The sequence below is a fragment of the Holophagaceae bacterium genome (assembly GCA_016720465.1).
In the GTDB taxonomy this organism is placed as follows: Bacteria; Acidobacteriota; Holophagae; order Holophagales; family Holophagaceae; genus JANXPB01.
In genome coordinates this window covers 895,560-914,530 of record JADKKO010000001.1, presented here as the reverse complement: position 1 = coordinate 914,530, position 18,971 = coordinate 895,560, and the positions used below count along the sequence as shown (strand labels likewise).

At 64.4% G+C, this 18,971-nt stretch carries 15 protein-coding genes; 9 read left to right on the top strand and 6 right to left on the bottom strand.

Annotated elements, in window-relative coordinates:
* Positions 1 to 204: 204 nt before the first annotated feature.
* Positions 205 to 2,337, bottom strand: coding sequence for a polyphosphate kinase 1 (ppk1, locus tag IPQ13_04035; GenBank protein MBL0210074.1), 2,133 nt, complete (start codon positions 2,335 to 2,337; stop codon positions 205 to 207).
* Positions 2,338 to 2,692: 355 nt separating this feature from the next.
* Here ppk1 and IPQ13_04030 point away from each other — a divergent pair, with 355 nt between their 5' ends.
* Positions 2,693 to 3,352: a 50S ribosomal protein L25 gene (locus IPQ13_04030; GenBank protein ID MBL0210073.1), complete on the top strand. Its 660-nt coding sequence runs from the start codon at positions 2,693 to 2,695 to the stop codon at positions 3,350 to 3,352.
* 179 nt (positions 3,353 to 3,531) lie between these two features.
* Here IPQ13_04030 and queC read toward each other — a convergent pair whose 3' ends face one another.
* From queC to IPQ13_04015, 3 genes are read right to left on the bottom strand one after another with little or no spacing between them, the layout of a single operon-like run.
* Entirely contained in the window at positions 3,532 to 4,206 is a 675-nt protein-coding gene (queC, locus tag IPQ13_04025; GenBank protein ID MBL0210072.1) for a 7-cyano-7-deazaguanine synthase QueC, read from the bottom strand.
* Positions 4,199 to 4,906 carry a lysophospholipid acyltransferase family protein gene (locus tag IPQ13_04020; GenBank protein MBL0210071.1) on the bottom strand — a complete coding sequence of 236 codons (708 nt, stop codon included), beginning with the start codon at positions 4,904 to 4,906 and terminating at the stop codon, positions 4,199 to 4,201. The genes queC and IPQ13_04020 overlap by 8 nt, the downstream gene beginning before the upstream one ends.
* On the bottom strand, positions 4,903 to 5,748 hold the full coding sequence (locus IPQ13_04015) for an Hsp33 family molecular chaperone HslO (protein ID MBL0210070.1): 846 nt from the start codon (positions 5,746 to 5,748) through the stop codon (positions 4,903 to 4,905). Before IPQ13_04015 ends, IPQ13_04020 begins: the two co-directional genes overlap by 4 nt.
* 474 nt (positions 5,749 to 6,222) lie before the next feature.
* Here IPQ13_04015 and IPQ13_04010 point away from each other — a divergent pair, with 474 nt between their 5' ends.
* From IPQ13_04010 to IPQ13_04000, 3 genes are all read left to right on the top strand, one after another.
* A complete protein-coding gene (locus tag IPQ13_04010) occupies positions 6,223 to 7,506 on the top strand; it encodes a hypothetical protein (GenBank protein MBL0210069.1) in 1,284 nt (427 codons plus the stop codon).
* An 89-nt stretch (positions 7,507 to 7,595) separates the two neighbouring features.
* Positions 7,596 to 9,215, top strand: a complete 1,620-nt coding sequence (locus IPQ13_04005; GenBank protein ID MBL0210068.1) for a M28 family peptidase — start codon at positions 7,596 to 7,598, stop codon at positions 9,213 to 9,215.
* Positions 9,212 to 9,571 (top strand): hypothetical protein, encoded by a 360-nt coding sequence (locus tag IPQ13_04000; protein MBL0210067.1) that lies wholly within the window; start codon positions 9,212 to 9,214, stop codon positions 9,569 to 9,571. The genes IPQ13_04005 and IPQ13_04000 overlap by 4 nt, the downstream gene beginning before the upstream one ends.
* Here the strand turns inward: IPQ13_04000 and IPQ13_03995 are convergent.
* On the bottom strand, positions 9,568 to 10,785 hold the full coding sequence (locus tag IPQ13_03995) for a metallophosphoesterase (protein MBL0210066.1): 1,218 nt from the start codon (positions 10,783 to 10,785) through the stop codon (positions 9,568 to 9,570). The two genes, IPQ13_04000 and IPQ13_03995, sit on opposite strands and share 4 nt — an antisense overlap.
* A gap of 90 nt (positions 10,786 to 10,875) precedes the next feature.
* Positions 10,876 to 13,575, bottom strand: coding sequence for a hypothetical protein (locus IPQ13_03990; protein ID MBL0210065.1), 2,700 nt, complete (start codon positions 13,573 to 13,575; stop codon positions 10,876 to 10,878).
* Positions 13,576 to 13,715: 140 nt separating this feature from the next.
* Between IPQ13_03990 and IPQ13_03985 the strand changes: the two genes are divergently transcribed.
* From IPQ13_03985 to mutL, 5 genes are all read left to right on the top strand, one after another.
* Positions 13,716 to 14,684 carry an FAD:protein FMN transferase gene (locus IPQ13_03985; protein MBL0210064.1) on the top strand — a complete coding sequence of 323 codons (969 nt, stop codon included), beginning with the start codon at positions 13,716 to 13,718 and terminating at the stop codon, positions 14,682 to 14,684.
* Positions 14,681 to 16,003, top strand: a complete 1,323-nt coding sequence (locus tag IPQ13_03980; GenBank protein MBL0210063.1) for a hypothetical protein — start codon at positions 14,681 to 14,683, stop codon at positions 16,001 to 16,003. The genes IPQ13_03985 and IPQ13_03980 overlap by 4 nt, the downstream gene beginning before the upstream one ends.
* Before the next feature lie 7 nt (positions 16,004 to 16,010).
* Positions 16,011 to 16,529 carry an FMN-binding protein gene (locus IPQ13_03975; protein MBL0210062.1) on the top strand — a complete coding sequence of 173 codons (519 nt, stop codon included), beginning with the start codon at positions 16,011 to 16,013 and terminating at the stop codon, positions 16,527 to 16,529.
* Positions 16,526 to 16,993: a hypothetical protein gene (locus tag IPQ13_03970; GenBank protein ID MBL0210061.1), complete on the top strand. Its 468-nt coding sequence runs from the start codon at positions 16,526 to 16,528 to the stop codon at positions 16,991 to 16,993. Before IPQ13_03975 ends, IPQ13_03970 begins: the two co-directional genes overlap by 4 nt.
* 156 nt (positions 16,994 to 17,149) lie before the next feature.
* Entirely contained in the window at positions 17,150 to 18,955 is a 1,806-nt protein-coding gene (mutL, locus tag IPQ13_03965; GenBank protein ID MBL0210060.1) for a DNA mismatch repair endonuclease MutL, read from the top strand.
* Positions 18,956 to 18,971 lie beyond the last annotated feature (16 nt).

Here is an 18,971-nt window from a genome sequence, read left to right as displayed (position 1 = left end):
GAGCGGAAGTCCAAAGCCCCAAGTCGAGAGTCGAGAGTCGAGAGTTAAGAGTTAAGAGTTAAGAGTTAAGAGTCGAGAGTCGAGAGTCGAGAGCCTGGGTGTTTCGCCCTCGACCCTCGACCCTTGACTCTCGACTTCTATTCCATTGGTCCTGAGCGGAACCAGGACCCAGCGACTATATCGGCCGACGACAAGACCCCCGGTTTAAAACCCCAGATCCCCCGGCCGCAACTCCGTGAGCTTCTGGGTCATGGCTCCGGCGCCGCTCCGCATATAGCCGTATTCATAGGCGCGGACCTGGCTTCGGATGAATGGCCCGTCCGGGTTCAGGCCCCGGCGCTGGACCTGCCCATCCGGCCCGAGCATGCGTCCCTTCACATTGTCCGCGAGCTGCAACTCCAGGGTTTCGACGATCTCCGCCGCCAGGATCGGATCCACCAGGGGGAAGGCCACCTCCACGCGGTGGTCCAGGTTGCGGGGCATGAGGTCGCCGCTGGCCAGCAGGGTCTCGGGATGGCCATCGTTGGCGAAATAATAGACCCGGGCATGCTCCAGGAAGCGGTCCAGGATGGACAGCACCCGGATGTTCTCTGAGAGGCCCTTCACCCCGCTGCGCAGGCAGCAGGCGCCCCGCACGATGAGATCCACCTGCACGCCCGCCTGGCTCGCCTCGTAGAGCAGCTCGATCATGCTGGGATCCACCAGCGCGTTCATCTTGAGGATCATCCGCGCCGGCTTGCCGGCCCTCGCATGTTCCATCTCGCGCTGGATCCGCTCGGTGAGGCTGCGCCGGAAGAACTGCGGCGCCAGCAGCAGGTAGTTGAATTTGGGCGGTCTGGTGTAGCCCGTGAGCAGATTGAACAGGTTCGAAAGATCCTCGCCGAATTCCGGCCGGGCGGTGAAGATCCCCAGGTCCGAATAAAGCCGGCTGGTGCGCTCGTTGTAGTTGCCGGTGCCCAGATGGCAATAGCGGCGGAGGCCGTCGGCCTCCTGGCGCACCACGAGGCAGGCCTTTCCGTGGGTCTTGTAGTGGGGCAATCCGTACACCACGTGGCAGCCCGCCCGCTCCAGGCGCCTGGCCCAGGCGATGTTGGCCTCTTCGTCGAACCGGGCCCGCAGCTCCACGATGGCGGCCACCTGCTTCCCGCGCTCCGCGGCCCGCTCCAGGGACGCGGCGATGGGGCTCGTGGGACTCATGCGGTAGAGGGTCATCTTGATGGCGAGGACTTTCGGATCCTCCACGGCTTCCCGCACGAAGCGGACGACCGAATCGTCGAAGCTCTGGTAGGGATGCTGCAACAGGATGTCCCGCTTGGACATCGCTTCGAAGACGCTCTCGCACTGCTCCAGCGCCGGCACCGGCAGCGGCGGCAGCGGCGGATCCTTGAGGTGCGGAAGGTCGAGCTGCATGTAGAGTTCCATCAAATCCGAAAAGGACGTGAAACCCTCGGTGGGATAGAGGTCCTCGGCGCTCAATTCCAATTCCTCGATCAGGAAGTCCAGCAGAGCCTTGGAGAGGCCCCGCTCGTACTGGAGCCTTACGGCAGCGCCCCGGCGGCTGCTGCGCAGGCTTTCCTCCACGGTCTTCATCAGGTCTTCTTCCGGATCCTCCTCCACCACCAGGTCCGAGTCCCGCGTCACCCGGACCGCATTGCAATTCTTCACTTCGTAGCCCGAAAAAAGGCGCTCCAGCTGCATCCGGACGACATTTTCCAGGGTGATGAAGGTGTGGGTTCCCGGTTGCGATGGAATGCGGAGGAACCGCGTGGCGACCGAGGCGGGCACGTGGATGATGCTCAGCTCCGAGAGCGGGAACATGGAATTCTCTTCGAGCGCCTCCTGGGCTTCCAGCTCCGCCACCAGCACCATGGCGCGGTTGGCCAGGCGCGGGAAGGGATGGCCCGTGTCCACGGCGAGCGGGGTGATCAGGGGCATCAGGCTCCGCTCGAAGTATTCGCTGACGAAATCCCGGTCGCCTTGGCTGAGGTCCGCGGGGTTCAGGATGGCGATCCCTTCGGCCTTCAGCATGGGCTCGATGGTGTTGTGGAAGAGCGCATGCTGGTGGGCCGATCCCTCGTGCAGGCGCTGGCTGATGCGGTCCATGAGCTGCCGGGGCGTGAGCCCGTCCGCGCCGGGCTGGGTGATGCCCGCGTCGATCTGCCTCCAGATGCCGGCCACCCGGACCATGAAGAATTCGTCCCAGTTGTTGGACACGATGGAAAGGAATTTCACGCGTTCCAGCAGAGGGACCGATGCGTCCTCGGCCTCCTCCAGCACGCGCTCGTTGAAATCAAGCCAGGCCAGCTCTCGGTTGATGAGTTCCTCGGGGCGGGGCATGGGGCGTTTCATGGCCATTGATATATCTCATCACCATCCGGGCCACGGGTGTGAATTGGGTGTGACGGGAGCCGGCTGTGAGTTGTGGGTCGAGTGTCGAGAGTCGAGAGTCGAGAGTCAAGAGTCAAGAGCTGCTGATCGTAACTCTCGACCCTCGACTCTCGACTCTCGACTTGAGACTTGAGACTTGGGACTTGGGACTTTGGATTTGGGACCCGCCCCCCAAGACTCCTTGAATTTTCAACCATTTCAGGCACACTAGTCCCTTCGCCTTCCGTCGCGGAAGAACGATCCGGCCCGCCCGGGCCATTGCCTAACGAGAGGGCCGGTTGAATCCGGTCAGGTAGGAGGAACCATGAGTGACGAAATCATCCAAGTGAGCCTGCGCACGGATTTCAGCAAGGCCGCCAACACCAAGCTCCGCAAGTCCGGCCTCATGCCGGCGGTGGTGTACGGCCTGAACGAGCCCCCCGCCAACATCGCCATCAGCCCCAAGACCGTGGCGCGCATCCTGGCCTCCGAGAGCGGGCGCAACTCGATGGTCTACATGCAGCGCGAAGGCACGGACATCAAGCGCCACGTCATCATCCAGGCCGTGCAGCGCCATCCCGTGACGGGCCGCCTCGTGCACATCGACTTCCTGCGCGTGGATCCCACCCACAAGGTGCGCGTGAAGATCCCTGTCCGCTTGATGGGCGTTCCCATCGGCGTGAAGAGCCAGGGCGGCTCTTTGGACTTCGTCCACCGCATGCTGGAAATCGAGTGCCTGCCGAGCCTCATCCCCGGCCATATCGACGTGAACGTGGAAGGCCTGAAGATCGGTGATTCCATCCGCTTTGATCAGTTGAACCTTCCGTCCACCCTGCGCATCCTCGGTGGCGAGCACGAGGTCGTTTGCGCCGTGCGCGCCAAGACCGCGGAAGAAGTCGTCGAGGAGACCGCCGTTGCTGCGGCGCCTGCGGCCGCAGCGGAGCCTGAAGTCGCCAAGAAAGGCAAGAAGGACGAAAAGAAATAGTCCCGCTCCAGGATGTTCCGCAAGGGCCGCGAAAGCGGCCCTTTTCGTGTGGCGGCGGATTAAGATAGAGCCATATCCTCTTTCCTCATCCCAAATCCGAAATGCTCTCGACTCTCGACTCTCGACTTTGACTCTTGACTCTCGACTTTTGACTCTTGACTCTCGAACGATTCCCAAACCTACGCGTAGGGAGCCGGATCCACAGCTCCCGCCTGCTGGAAGCCTCGCAGCCTGAGCAGGCAGGAATCGCAGGTCCCGCAGGCCCTGTCTTCCCGCCGGTAGCAGGACCAGCTCAAGTGGAGCGGAGCGCCCAATTCCAGGCCCTTCTGCACGATCTGGGCCTTGCTGGAATGGATGAGCGGCGCGAAAAAGCGCACGCGAGTTTCCGGTTTAGTGCCCAGGTCGGCGGTCTGCTCGAAACTGCGGAGGAAAGCTTCGCGGCAGTCCGGATAGCCCGAGGAATCCTCTTCCACGAAGCCCACGAAAATGGCCGTGGCTCCGAGCACTTCGGCCCAGGACACAGCGGTGCTCAGCAGGTGGGCATTGCGGAAAGGCACGTAGCTGGAGGGAATCCCCGCCCGGGCCAGGTCGCCTTCCGGCAGCGGAATGTCCGGATCGGTGAGAGCGGAACCGCCGATCCTCCGCAGGTTCTCGAAGGAGATGACGAGGCGGCGGGAGGGCGGCACGCCGTAGAACTCGGCGATGTCGTGGTAGGCCTGCCGCTCACGGGATTCCGTGAGCTGCCCATAGTCCGCATGCAGGAGCGCCAGCTCAAAGCCCTCGGCCTTCGCGATGGCTGCGGCCACGCAAGAATCCATTCCGCCAGAAAGCGACACGACCGCCAGCTCAGGCATGGCCCATCCCTTCTGCCCAGGCTTCCATGTCATTCAGCGCGTCTTCGACTTTGGGATTCCACTCGGCTTCACGGGCGTCCGCCGGCACGCCCAGGGGGTTCCCGAACCGCACGATGCACCTGGCGAATGGCATGGGGATGGGCATCCGGTCCCAGGTTTGCAAATGCCAGGCGTGGTCGAACGCCACGCACACCGGCACGATGACAGCCCCGGTTTTTTTCGCAAGGGCGATGACGCCGGGTTTCAATTCCTGCCGCGGACCTTTGGGGCCGTCGGGTGTGATGCCGAAATCCCAGCCCTCCTTGACGGCGCGGATCATGCGCACCAGGGCTTTCGCGCCGTCGTCGGCGGCCGTTCCACGCACGGCGTGGATGCCGAACCATTTCCAGGTGGCTGTGCTGCGCTCTCCGTCTTTGCTGTCGCTGGCGAGGATCGCCACGCCGCGGCCTTTGCGTTTGAATGGATAGGCCAGCGGCATCATCACCAGCCGCCGGTGCCAGAAGGCTAGGATGAAACGGCGGTCGGCCTGGATGAGATCCTGGACTGGCTCCAGGCCCTCGTAATGGACCCGCAGGGTGTAGGCCAGCAGCTTGACCAGGTGGGCCGCGAGAAAAGGCACCACACGGAAATTCAGCCAAGTGGAAAGCGGCGACCCCAACGGCCGTCCGCGGACAGTGATGTTGATGCCGGATGCCGTCACGAGGCGTGGCCCTCCCCCAGCAGCTCATCCCGGGTCACCAGGTACACCGTGCTGCAGTAGTCGCAGCGTACCTCCAGCGCGCCCAGCTCCGCGAAGAGGTCCCGCTGCTGGGCCTCCGGAAAGCCCTGAAGCGTCTCGATGAGGGAGCGGCGGCTGCAGCGGCAGCGGTAGTGCAGGTCGGAGCTGGAAATTTCTTCGGTGCCCTTGCCCTGGCTGACCCAATCCAGGAGGAATTCCGTGGTGCGCTCCCAATGGGGCACGACATCCAGGCCCTCTATGGCCTGGATGAGCCGCGCCAGGCGTTCCGGCGGGCAGTGGGGCATGGGTTCGACCATGAGGCCGCCGGCTTCGCCGGTTTCCGGACCGCACCAGAGCGTGAGGCTCGCCTTCACTTGTTCGGACAGCAGCAGGTAGGCCTCTACCTGCGTGGCGACGCCGCCTTCCACCAATTCCAGGCTGCCGATATAGGGCTTGCCGCCGGGGTTCGAGCGCATCACCTGCAGGATGCCCGGAGCCAGCACCCAAGGGCCGGCGGCCTGTTCCGAGACATCCAGCACGCCCCTGATCGTCCCATCGGGCCAGGAGTCCGCCACCACCGCCTTGGCCCGGCCGGAGCCCTTCAGCAGGAGCTGCAGCCGCTCGGCCGAATGCCCCCGGCTTTGCACCAGCGCTGTGGCCGAGAGCAGCTCCGTCAGGCAGGCGCAGGCATCCCGGTCCAGATGGGGGTGGCCGCGCCGGACGCCATCCCACAGCGGGCTGGCGTCCAGGACGGCGATGCGGATGTGATGGTCGTGGGTCAGGCCCCGGACCACGCGGGCCACATGGAAAGGCAAATCGGGCATGGATCCATTGTAGCGGGCGGGCCGCCGACCTTCCGAGCGCAGACCGGGATCCCGGGCCCTGGTGGTACCTTGTGCCTTGTTTTTTCAATTGGATCAAAGAGCGTGTTTTAAAATTCCCCCGCGCCGCGCTGGGAGCGCCGGGCGAGCAGGGCAAGGCAGCCGACTACGGCATATCGCCTATATGCCACGGGAGGGTAACGCAGCCCTGCGAAGCCCGCCGCCCCAGCCAGGGGCCCGTGTCCGCGGCTTTGCCGCGGAAGAAGGCCGCGGTGCGGCCTTCGATACATGGGAGGGACGGGGCCAGCCGCGCGCACCGCGGCGTCATGGGCCTTGTGCGTATGATCTATACGCCGCTGCGGCCCCTTCCTTGCGCTGCATCGCGGCTGACCTCCGTCGCGGCACGGGGGAATTTTAAAACACGCTCTAAGGTGAAAAGCGCGCCTTCATCCTTTGCATCTGAATCCAGGATCCCCCATGCCCACGCCCTCCCGCATCGCCGCTGCCCGTGCCCTTCACGCTGTTTTTGGGGCGGGGCACCGGGTCAGCGACCGCTGGGACAAGGGGCTTTCGTCCGAGGACGCGGGGCTTGCCCAGGCCCTGCTCGGCCTCTGCCTCCGCCATTGGGGTCGGCTCCAGGCGCATGTGAAACCCAAGTTAAAGGATCAGTCGCGAAGCCTGCCTCTGGGCTCCCAGGTGGCCTTGGCCGTGGGTTTTGCGCAGTTGGCCTGGATGGAGGGCGTGGCGGCCCACGCGGCCGTGAACGAGGCGGTGGAGCTGTCTGCGGACCAGGCGCTCGGATTCCCGCCGCACAAAGGCCTGGTGAACGCGCTGCTGCGCCGCGGCGCGGAAAATCGGCTTCAGCTGCGCGCAGAGCTGGATTCGCTGGCCGCTTCCCTGGACCGCACGCCTTTCGTGGATGCGGTGCTTGAGGCAGCCTTGGAGCCGCATCATGGCGCGGACAAACCTGGAATCGAAGCGCTGTGGGCGAAACTTCAGGCGCCGCCGCGCCCCGCCTTCCGCGTGCTGCGGGGAGATGCGCCGCCGGAGCTCGAACCGGATCCGCGGTTGGCGGGATGCTGGAGCCTGCGGGAAGGCGCGCCTTTTCCAGGAGGCTGGCTTCAAAGCGGCGCCGGCATGGTGCAGGACCGCAGCTCCCAGGCCCTCATGGCCTTCCGGTGGGAAGCAAGGCCCGCGAATATCCTGGATGCCTGCGCCGCGCCCGGCGGCAAGACGACTTCGCTCGGATCGCGGTTCCCGGAAGCCCGCATCACGGCGGTCGAGCGCGAACCCAAACGGGCTGAATGGCTCAAGAAGAATCTCGCTGATCGCGCGGTGAGGGCCGATGTGGTCCTTGCGGAAGCCACGGACTACCTGGCGAACACGACCGGGACTTATGACCTCATCATCCTGGATGCGCCCTGCTCGGGGAGCGGCACCCTGCAGAAACATCCCGAGCTGCCCTGGATAGCCGGAAACATCGATTTGGCGCGGTTGTCGGACATGCAGCGTGACCTTCTCCGGGCCGCCATCCCGAAGCTGGAGCCGGGCGGACTGCTGATCTACGCCGTGTGTTCATGGCTTCCTGAAGAAGGCGAACACCATCGCGCCTGGGTGCGGACCGCCCATGGCGAACTGGAAGCGGCACCTGTATGGCCGCGGGAATTCGGCGCGGACAGCGGCGCCACGAGCTGTTTCCGGCCCCATCCTCTGTCCTGGGAGGGAGAAGGATTCCAGGCTTTCGCGTGGACGAGGCGCTGACCGGTCTCGAATTAATTCCGCACCGGGCTCCGCCACGGCGGACTTATTCCGCCGCGGCCGCATAGAATCATTCCCTAGGAGGCAAGTCCATGCGCTTGAAATTCATGGTGGCTGTTGCGCTGCCGGCACTGCTGAATGCCCAGGCCCCGAAAGTCCAGGAAGCGCCGCTCCGCGCGCACCTGGCTTTTCTCTCCGATGATCTGCTGGAAGGACGCGGAACCGGGCAGCGGGGCAGCGACCTCACCATGCGTTATTTGGAGACGCAATTGGCCGCCATGGGCCTGGAACCTGGGAATGGCGGCAGTTTCCGCCAGACGGCGAAAATCGCCGGCGTGAAGACGAATGCGGCAGAGAGCACTTTTAAATTCGCTTCTGCGGGCAGCGGGAAGGCGGAATTGCCGCTCAGCTTCGGTGACCAGATCGTGTTTTCGTCCGGCAGCGCCAAGGCCGACATGGCCTTCGATGCCCCCATGGTGTTCGTGGGGTATGGGATCGCGGCGCCTGAGGAATCCTGGGACGACTATAAAAATGCGGACTGCCGGGGCAAGGTCCTTGTGATGCTGGTGAACGACCCGCAGCCCACGGCGGAGGAACCGGACCGTTTCGGGGGGAAATCCCTGACCTATTACGGCCGGTGGACCTACAAGTTCGAAGAAGGGCTCCGCCGGGGGGCCGCAGGGGTCCTGCTCATCCACACAGACGCATCGGCCTCCTATGGGTGGAGCGTGGTGAAGAACGGGTGGGCCCACGAGCGGTTCCAATTGGCCGAGGGCGCCGGGGCCACGGATGTGGAAGGCTGGCTGACCCACGAAGCGGCGAAAGCCCTGTTCGCAGCCGCTGGCCAGGACCTAGGCCAACTGGCCGCCAAGGCCGAGCGCAAGGACTTCAGGCCCGTGGATCTGGGACTGAAGGCTACAGGCCATGTGGTCTGCTCAGTGCGATTGGTGGAACAAGGCAACATCGCCGGGGTGGTTCCGGGGACCGATCCGGAATTGAAGGACGAGGTCGTGATCTACTCCGCCCACTGGGACCATCTGGGCAAAGGCGAAGGCGCCGGGGACCAGACCTGGAACGGTTCGGTGGACAACGCCTCAGGCACCGCGGCCGTGCTGGCCATGGCGAAAGCGGCCGTGGAGCGTCCCGCCAAGCGCAGCCAGATGTTCCTGCTGGTCTTCGGAGAGGAGCAGGGCCTGCTCGGAAGCAAAGCGTACGCCCGGCACCCGCTATGGCCTCTGATGAAAACCGCCGCGGACCTCAATCTGGACAGCATGAATTTCGTCGGCGCGACCCGGGATATCGGCACCCAGGGGAGCGAGCGCACCACCCTGGGGGCCACCGCTGCCGGTGTGGCGCATAAGATGGGTTTGGCTGTCGCGAAGGTGGAACCGGACCTCGGCGGGGGCTACTTCCGGAGCGACCACTTCAGTTTCGCCAATGTGGGCGTCCCGGCTTTTTCCATCAATTCCGGCAAGGTCTTTGTGCAGCATCAGGAAGCATCCAGGAGCAAAGCCGCGGCCTATTCCCAGCGCTACCACCAGGTGACGGATGAATTCGACCCCGCCTGGGACCTCTCGGGCATGGTGCAGCAGGCCCAGTTCACGCTCAATCTGGGCTACGCGGTCGCCAATGCCCCGCAGATGCCGGTCTGGAAGAAGGGGGATCCCTTGGGACAGGTGCGCCAGGCCGCAGGGTCGAAGGCCGCCAGATGAACGACGAATGCCTGAACTGCGGATCCATCGAATTCGTGGAACTCTTCGATCTGTACAACGAGGAGGTCAGGAAGGCGGATCCAGATCTCGATCTGCTTGGGCGGATCTCCCCCCCTACGCGGCGGGCCACCATCCACGGTTTCATCATGGCCATCCTGTTCTGGATCCTGATGCTGGCGCCATTCTTCGCGCCAGAAGGCAAGTTCCTGCGCACCATCCTGCCCATCGCTGCCCTGGCGTTTGCCTGGGTGCCCATCTTCATCGCCGCCCGCCGGAACGACCGCGAGCGGCTGGCCGCCTACAAGGCCAAACGGATCTGCACGAACTGCGGGACCATCGAGCCCATCAAAGCCTAGGCGCCGGCCGGCGGCCGCGCGGTCCGAAGGGTGATCACCACGATCTCAGGCGGCGCGCCAAGCCGCATGGGAATCCCCACCACGCCCAGCCCGCGGCTGACGTAGAGCTTGAAGCCGTTCTCCTCGAAAAGGCCTCGCGTGTAGGGGCCCATCATCCTGGCGCTGGAAACGCCAGGGATGATATTCACCTGCCCGCCGTGGGTGTGGCCGCTGAGTGTGAGTCTGGCGCCGGTTCGCACCGCCAGGTCCCAGTTGCTGGGCCGGTGGCTGAGGCACAACCGCCAGGCCTTGTCAGGAATGCCTTGCACGGCGGCTTCGGGCCGGGGGCCGTCGCCGAAGCGGATCCCGCGGAAGCGGCCGTTGGAAGCCATGGGATCGGAAATTCCGAGAACCGCGAGCAGCGCCCCATTCCGCTCCACCAGCCGGTTCGCGTTCTCCAGGCACTGGAATCCGGCGCCTTCGAGCTCCTTCCAGATGGGCCTCGGATCGGTGAAGTAGTCGTGGTTGCCGAGGATGGCGAAGCAGCCTTTGGCCGCTGGAAAATGTCCGAATGATTCGATGAAAGGCCCGATTTCGCTGGGCATGCTGTCCACGAGGTCGCCCGTGACTAAGAGCAGATCGGGCGCTTCGCGAGCCACGAGGGCCCGCCAGCGGGCCACGGTCGGGGCTCCCAGCATGGGGCCGATGTGGAGGTCCGAGAGCTGCACGAGTTTAAGCCCGTCGAGGCCCGCAGGAAGGTCCGGAAAAGCCAGCTCCATCCGCGTGATGCCCGGATCTCCATAGGCTTCGGAAGCGCCGTAGCCCGCCCCCGACGCCGCCAGGCCGAAGCCTGCGGTGGCCACCTTGCGGAGGAAAGCCCGGCGCTCCGGATCTTCGGCTTCCGCATCGGCTTCGGCTTCCGTTTCCAGTTCCGGAAGGTGGTGCCTGAACCGCCACCACCAGAGGGTCTCCGCCAGGGCCAGGATGGCCAGATGAACCGCCGTGAATGCCTGGAAGTAGAATCCGGCCCGGGCAAAGGGGCGCAGGATATGGCTGAACCCGCTGGGAGGCGCGCCCAGGAACCGCAGGGCGAAGTAGGCCACCAAGGGCACATGGATCGCCGCGATGAGCCAGGGCAGCCATGGCCGGAGCCAATGTGGAGCGATCCGCCGGAGGACATGCCAGTGGAGCAGCTGCAGCGCGAGGATGAAGCCGAAGAGGAAGAAGAAGATCATGCGGCGGGCCAGGCGCGGAAAAGCCTGGAATCAGGCGCGACTGGAATCCTGGCGGCAGTGGTCTTCAGCACGGGAGCTCCTGGCGTGCGGTCAAGGCCTCAACACGATGCTGAGCGTGGCGATGCTGCGGCCCTGCATGGCCTCACCCTGGCTCCCGTCCTTCAGCACACGGTGGATTCCCGCCACAAAGGTCATGGGCCCCACCACGCGATCGATGAATTCGGTGTTGCCGATGAGCCTCATGAGATCGAGTTCCAGGCCCGCCACCTTCGTGTAGGCCGGGCGGCTCTGAGTATGGTCCCAAACCGCCACGTGTTCCACATAGGCGCAAAGCGCGGAACCCGCTTCGGCGCGCAGGCGATGCAAACGATCTCCGATGGCAGCGTAGGAGGGCAGGGCAGGTTGTTCTGCTCGATTCCAATCGAGGCCAAGCGGCGCCAAACTGGTGCCCAGTCCGCCGAGGTGGAGTCGGTCCAGTGGCGTCGGATCGCCGGTCACGCGGGCGGATTCCGCCTTCAAGGCGAGTTGGGTCCAGGGTGTGAAGATCCTCACCTGCACTGAACCGCTCTGCAATTGCCAGCGGTTGCCATCCGTGCGGCCGACGCCATCTTTCGCGCGGGCCGAGAGCCGGACCCCCCAGGCTTCACCACGGTTCCAGAAGCGGGAAATGCCGAAATCCAGGCCAAGTAATCCACGGCTGGCGCGCAGGTTCGGGGCTTCCTTGAACAGCACCCGTTCAAAGGAAAGGGTCGGTTTGAAGAAGGCGGGCGCCGTGTTTTTGGATTCATACGCGAACTCCACCGCGCAGCCCGTGCGTTGACGGTCGAAGCCTTCTACGCGGCCGCGCCGCTGGCTGGATGGCCTCTCCAGGGAGGAGAACACCTGGAACCCCGGCACCCAACGCCACCCGCGGTAAACCATGCTGGCCTGGGCGCCCCGAGGACCGGCCGCATCCCCGGCCGCGGCGAGGACCTGCCAGGAAAGCCGCCCCAGCAGGTCAGATCCTCCGAATCCAAGTTCCACGGATTCACCGGATGGCGCCAGGGTGAGGCCCGAGCGGAACCCCGCCCGCATCGTCTCGCCCACCGCGTAGTCGTGGGCGGGCGGCGGCGCCAGGGGCGGCGGGAGCTGGGATGCTTCATCCGGTCTTGGCCTCACCGCGTCCACGGCGAAAAAGGAATCGCCCCAAGGAACGGGTACCGGTGTCAGGGGCGCCAGGGTCAGATCCAGCCGCCGGATCTCGCATCCCGTCGCGCCGAGTTGAACGTAGTAGAGCGTTTTCCCATCAGGCGCCGGGGACGGAAGCCGAGCTGAGGCGGGCGTGCGAACCACCGGAATCGAGGTGGACTCCAAACCAGGGCGGCCTGGCTCCCCGGGCGGAACCGTCCAGATGGAACCCAGCCCATCGGATTCGACCGTGCGGAAGCCCGTGGACTTTTCCAATCGAGCCGCTGAACCTGCCGCAATGCCGGCCACCTTGGGTGTTCCAGGCTGCCAGGTTTTCGCGCGGCGCCGGAGCGTCCCTTCCTCGTCGGGTTCCCGCACCGAGAAAGCGATGAAGTCCTGCTGGGGAATGGATCCAGGTTTCCTTTCCTGTTTCGTTGGATCGGACATCGCCTGGGCCTTTGTCCAGAAAGGCTTTTCCGGTATCGCGCCATTTCTCCGACCCAATTCCCACGCGGCTGGCTTCGTGGGTTTCAACGGTGCGACATCCGGATCTGCGACTTTCGGGTGTTTAAATCCCGGTTTCGGTTTGACCGGTTCTCTGAGGTCCCAAACGCGCAGCCCTTTGAACGTGGGCGTGAGCACCCGGGCCAGCAGCCGGGTTCCGTCCGGATTCACGGCAAGTTCCGTGACTTCGCCATCCACCTTGGTGAACACCTCGCCTTCGCGCGTGAGATGTTGTTCCTTCATTCGCCGTTCAAGGCCGAGAGCGTCCGCGGAGAGTTCTGAGCGGAAGCGGTCATACCCATCTTCGGCGGTGAATCCGAAAGTTCTCAGAAAGACCGCGTTGAATCCCGGTTTGCGGTGGGCCGCCAGTTTCCGCCAGAGCTTTTTAAGCACGTCCTTCTCACCGGTGCGCGCCATCTCAGTGCGCTCCAACCATTCCAGGTACGCGCTGCCCACCAGGTAGGCCATGCTGCCGCCGCGGAAACCGCCAAAGCCGTTCAATTCGCCATAGTCGGGGAGCTTTCCTTCCCGCGCCCATTCGCGCAGCAGCGCGGCCCGGTGGACGCCATGGGGCCTGCCGCTGCCCGTGACGCGGCCTTCGATGACCGTGGCATAGCCCTCGATCACCCAGCGCGGGGCTTTGAGCGTCACCGGACCGACCGGGAGATCCAGCACTTTGTCCAGGAAGCGGGGATTGCCGAGGGGGCGGGTCAAGTGGTGGATATGCGCCAACTCGTGCGTCACCAGCATCTCGGGCCAGGTGGTGAAATGCGCGATGCCGCTGTCGCTTTCCGGTGGTGTTCTCCACAACTCGACGAAGGGATGGTCCAGGAGCGGATAGGCAAAGCCATTGCCTTCCATTCGGGGGTCCCGGAGCAGCACTTCCACCACCTTGGGCGATTCATAACCCACCCATTCGGAGACCCGGGTGTGGATGCCCTCGATCTTGGAGGCGATCTCCATGGCGAAAGGCTCAAAGCCTCCGCGCACCGGGTAGTGGATGCGGTAATGGACCGTCTGGATGGTCTTCCAAGGCGCGTCCGGCGCCTGGATCCGCTGGGCTGGCAGAGGAGCGGCCAGGCAGGCCAAAGCAGTGAGGGTGCCGGTTATGAATCGCATCCAATCAGTGTGCCTGAGGGATTGTGAGCGAGGCATCGAAGACCCCCGCAGTGACGAAATGCACAAAAAGAGAAGAGGTCCCAATTTATGCTTGACCGGAATCTATTATTGATAGAGTCTCAGTCTCAACAGAGGTTTCCTTGCTCCGCCTTCGCACCATCACCCCCGTGACCCTCGCCCTGCTCCTCTCGGGCCTGACCCCGGCCCAGGAGCCGGGATTCCACCGTGAAGTCCTGGCCATGGGGACACGGCTTTCGCTGAGAATTGAAGGTGGGGCACAGGAACAGCTCGCATCGGCTTCCGAAGCGGCATTCATCGAATGCAACCGCATCGAAGCGGCCTGCTCCACCTGGAAACCGGACAGTGTATTCAGCCGATTGAATCAAGCGGATGGGCGGGCGGTGCTTTTGGATCGGGAGTGGCTTGATCTGCTCGATCGGGCCCGCGGCCAGAGCCACCGCACGGGAGGGGCTTTCGATCCCCTATTGTTCCGATTGCTCTCTGCGTACGGAATACGGGAGGGCGGACGCAAGCCATCCCGATCGGAGTTGGCCGAGGCCCGCGCCGCCAGCGGTGCCCGGCATCTTCGCTTGAGCTATCGGCGTGGTGCCGCCCGATTGAGACAGGGCGCCGGCATTGATGAGGGCGGTTTCGCCAAGGGGTATGCCTTGGACCGCATGAGGGCCCGGCTCGCCCATTCCGGCATCCGTTCAGGCTTTCTCGATTTCGGGGGCCAGTTGATGGCCTTCGGGCCGACGGTGGAGGTCTCCATCGCTGACCCGAAGGACCGGACACGGCCTCGATTCTCCATCGCGCTGAAAGATGCGAGCCTGGCCAGCAGTGGCCTGTCGGAGCATGGCAGCCACATCGTGGACCCGCGGAATGGCCGGCCTTGCGCTGACTGGGGCAGTGTCTCCGTCATCGCCCCCTCGGCCTTCGAGGCCGATTGCCTTTCCACGGCCCTGTACGTGATGGGGCCTGCGCGCGGGCTCGCCTGGGCCAAGCGCCACGCCATCGCCGCGATCTTTTTGCTCAACAGTGGGCGGACGCGCATGAGCCCGGCCTTCGCAGCCATGCATCCCAATCCAATTCCAATGGAGAAACCATGAAGCAGTTGCTGACCATCTTCGCCCTGGCCTTGTTGGCAGGGCCGGCCTCTGCCCAGGAGGCCCCCAAACCGGAAACAGAGAAACGGATCGCCGACCTTGAGCGGAAACTGGACATCCTGACGAATGAGCTGGAAGCCCAGAAGACCGGTTCCCAAGTGTCCGTGGCCAAGGGGGAAGGAAAGCATGGCCTTGCCCCCGCGGCTTCCAAGGTCTATGAGACAAAGGGCGGCCTTTCCATCGGCGGCTACGGCGAAATGGTCTACGAGAACTTCGACTCCAAGGTGGAGAACGGAACTTACAGCCCGAAGTCCAATGGCCTCGATTTCGCGCGCCAGATCATCTACCTGGGATTCAAGTTCAACGAGCGCATCGTCTTCAACGCGGAGATCGAATTCGAGCACGCCAAGACCAGCGGTGCCCAGAACGTGACCAAGACCGGCGCCAATGTCACCGATGTGAAACAGAAAGAGCCGGGCGAGGTGGCCGTGGAGTTCGCCTACCTGGACTTCCTTGTCACCAGGGCCTTCAATGTCCGGGCGGGCATGATGCTCGTGCCCATGGGCTTCATCAACGAAATGCACGAGCCCCCCACCTTCCTTGGCGCCAAGCGGCCCTTCGTGGAGCAGCAGCTGATCCCCAGCACCTGGCGCGAGAACGGCGTCGGCGTTCACGGCGAGCTGCCCGCCAATTTCAGCTACCGCCTCTACCTGGTGAATGGACTGGATGCCTCGCGCTTCACCAAGAGCGGCATCCGCGGCGGCCGCCAGAATGGCGCGGCGGCCCTGGCCGAGAGCCTCGCCTGGGCGGGCCGCCTGGACTGGAATCCGGTTCCCGGCGCGCTGTTGGGCATCAGCTTCTACCACGGGAACAGCCAGCAGGCCGACGGCCTTCCGAACCTGACCACGAAGGTCTTCGACTTCCATGGCGAGGTCCGGTTCCAGGGCTTCCAGGCCCGGGCCCTCGTGGTTCGCGGCAGCCACAACGAGAATGGCCTCTCGGCCCTCGCGGCCACGAATCCTGCCCGCCAGTTGGGGACGGAGCAGAAAGGGCACTACCTGGAAATGGGCTATGACGTGCTCGGCCTCGTGGGCTCGAAGCAGGCTCTCATCCCATTCATCCGCACGGAATCCCTGAATCCCCAGGCGAAGGCCGCTGCCGGGGTCACGCTGGACAAGGCCCTGGATCAGAAGGTGCTCACCTACGGCGTGGTGTACAAACCCATTCCCCAGGTCGCGATGAAGGCCGACATGAACCGCATCCGGAACGGGGCCGGGACCGGACGCAACCAGTTCAACCTCGGTGTCGGATACTACTTCTGAGGTCCCCATGCGAACCGCCGTCCTCGTCTTCATGGCAGCCACATCCCTGGCGGCGGCTCTGCCGACACGGGAAGGCGCATTGAAACTCGCTTTCCCCGGAGCCACGTTCACAAGGAAGGAACACTTCCTCACCGAGGCCCAGGGCACAAAGGTGAAGCAGCTCTCGAAGGAGGACCTGCCGGGTCTTTGGTGGATCGCCTACGAGGCCGCGAAGGATGGCAAGGCCTTGGGAGTGGCCTTTTTCGATACGCACCGCGTGCGGACGCTGAATGAAACAGTGATGGTGGCGGTATCGAGCGAAGGCCGGGTGCTTCGCGTGGAGGTCATCCAGTTCCACGAGCCTCAGGAATACATGGCGAAGGAGGCCTGGAAGCAGCAGCTCGCGGGCCGCAAATTGGATGACGAGTTGAGCCTCAAGCATGGCATCCGCCCTCTAAGCGGAGCGACCCTCACGGCCAACGCCCTCACCAGCGCCTCCCGCCGCTGCCTGGCGCTTTGGCAGGTTCTCTACGGTGAAAAAAAATGACAAGCCTGGAACGCTGGAGCCTGAACCTCGCCGCGCTGCTCACGGGCGCCACCGGATTGCTCTACGGATGGCTGCGCTACTACGGGCAGCGCGCGGGGGAGTTCGGGTTGGAAGCGCATCCCCTGCAAGCCACGCTGCAGCATCTGCACGTCCTCGCAGGCCCCCTGCTGGTCTTCACTCTGGGAATGCTGGTGCGAGGGCACGTGCTGCCCATGTGGCGCAGCGGCCGGCCCGGCGGCCGGGCGACCGGCGTTGCGCTCGCGCTGATCCTGGCTCCCATGCTGCTGAGCGGCTACGCCGTGCAGGTGGCCGTGGAACCAAATTCACGGTTGGCCTTCGCCTGGATCCACGGCGTCTTGAATCTGCTGTTCCTGGCCGGTTACGGCATCCACCAGTTGGCGGCCTTGAAGCAGCCGCGGGTCGTGGAAGTCCCGGACGGGGATGTCTCGCTGAATCCATCGTGAGAGCCATGAGCCATGAGTGTCAGCTTTATGGGGATGCGGCCAAAGGCCGCGACCTTACTAATGGCTCGCCGGAGGCGCCTCCATGTCAGCTCATTGCTCATTGCTGATAGCTGATAGCCCAACGCCAACAGCCCACAGGCCGATTAGACTGGAGCGATGCCGAAAATCCGCGTTCTCACCGATCAAGTCGCGAACCAGATCGCGGCGGGCGAGGTCGTGGAACGGCCGGCGTCAGTCTTGAAGGAGCTGGTGGAGAACGCCCTGGACGCTGGAGCCACCCGGCTGGAGATCGCCTGGGAAGAAGGAGGGAAGCGGTTGCTGTCCGTGGCGGACGACGGCTGCGGCATGGCGCGGGACGAGCTCTACCTGGCATTGGAACGCCACGCCACGAGCAAGGTCCGCACGGCGGAGGATCTGACCCATCTCTCGAGTTTCGGATTCCGCGGGGAGGCTCTGCCATCCATCGCCTCGGTGGCCCGCTTCGAGCTGCACAGCGCCGAAAACGAAGGCGACGGGCATCGCCTGCGTTCGGAATTCGGGATCATCAAGGAGGTCCAGCCGGCGCCCCGCAGCCGCGGCACCACGGTGGCCATTCGCGATCTTTTCGCCCAGCTGCCTGCGCGGAAGCGGTTCCTAAAATCCACTGACACGGAGCATGCGCATCTATGGGGCGTGGCTACCCGCCTGGCTCTCGCGACACCCGATGTCCATTGGACGTTGCGCAGTGATCGCGGAGGGTCCACGGTCTTGCCGCCGGTGGCGGAAGCCGGTGCGCGGTTGGGGCCGTTGCTGGGCGAAAAAATGTCGGGAATGGTTCCTTTCCGTAGCGGCGAAGCGCCCTGGTCGCTTCACGGCTACCTCTCGAAACCGGATCTGAGCTTCCGCGACCGCAATCATCTTTATCTCTTCGTGAATGGCCGGAGCGTGCGCGACCGCTTGCTGCTGGCGGCGCTTTCCGAGGCCTGGCAGGGTTTCTTCCCGAAAGGCGCCTATCCGGCGGCGGTCCTCTACCTTGAGATTCCAAGCGAGGCCGTGGATGTGAATGTGCACCCCACGAAAGCCGAAGTGCGGTTCCGGGAGCCCAACCGCATTTTTCCCTTCGTGAGCCGCGCGGCGCGCGAAGCCTGGGAACAGCTCCGGGGCGGCCTGGCGAGCGTGCTGGAGATGCCGCCCAAACCCCAGGAAAGCGAATTCGAGCTGCCGGTGCCGGCACGGCAGGAACCGCAACACCCGCGCCTTTGGCAGGAAAGCGCGAGGGGGGCCGTGGATGCGCTGGCGTCGGCCTTCCACCCGGGTGCCGGGGCCGATCTGGAACGTGAATACGCCTTCGGCACATCCTCCACGGGCGCTGCTGAATCCGTGGGGTACGTGGAGGCAGGCCAGGAAATCAAATACCTCGGGGCATTCGAAAACACCTACCTGCTCGCAGAAGTCCGTGGCGACGGCGATCCGGAATTGTGGATCCTGGATCAGCACGTGGCCCACGAACGCATCCTGTTCGAGCGTCTGTTTCTCCGCCATCATCGGCCGGCAGTCCAACCGCTGTTGCCGCCCAAGGTCGTCCACTTCGGGCCTGCGGCCTTGTCCCGACTGAGGCCTTTCCTGGAAGAATTGAACCGCGTGGGCGTCGAGGCCGAGGATTTCGGCGGCGAAGCGCTGGTGGTGCGGGGCCTTCCGGACTTCTTGTCGGACCGCGACCCGCAGTCGCTGTTGGAGGATCTGCTGGATCGCCTGGAAGCGGGCGGCAGCGCGGATCTGGACGCCTTCCGCAAGGACCTCAACGCCGAGCTCGCCTGCCGCGCCGCCATCAAGAAGCATCATGTGCTCCCCCCGGAACTGGCCCTGCAGCTCATCCAGGACCTGATGGATTGCGAGGTCCCGCAGACTTGCCCTCATGGCCGGCCGATCATCAAGAAACTCACCCTGGGGGAACTGGAGCGGAGCTTCGGAAGAAGGACGTGAGACGAGGCCGCGGCTA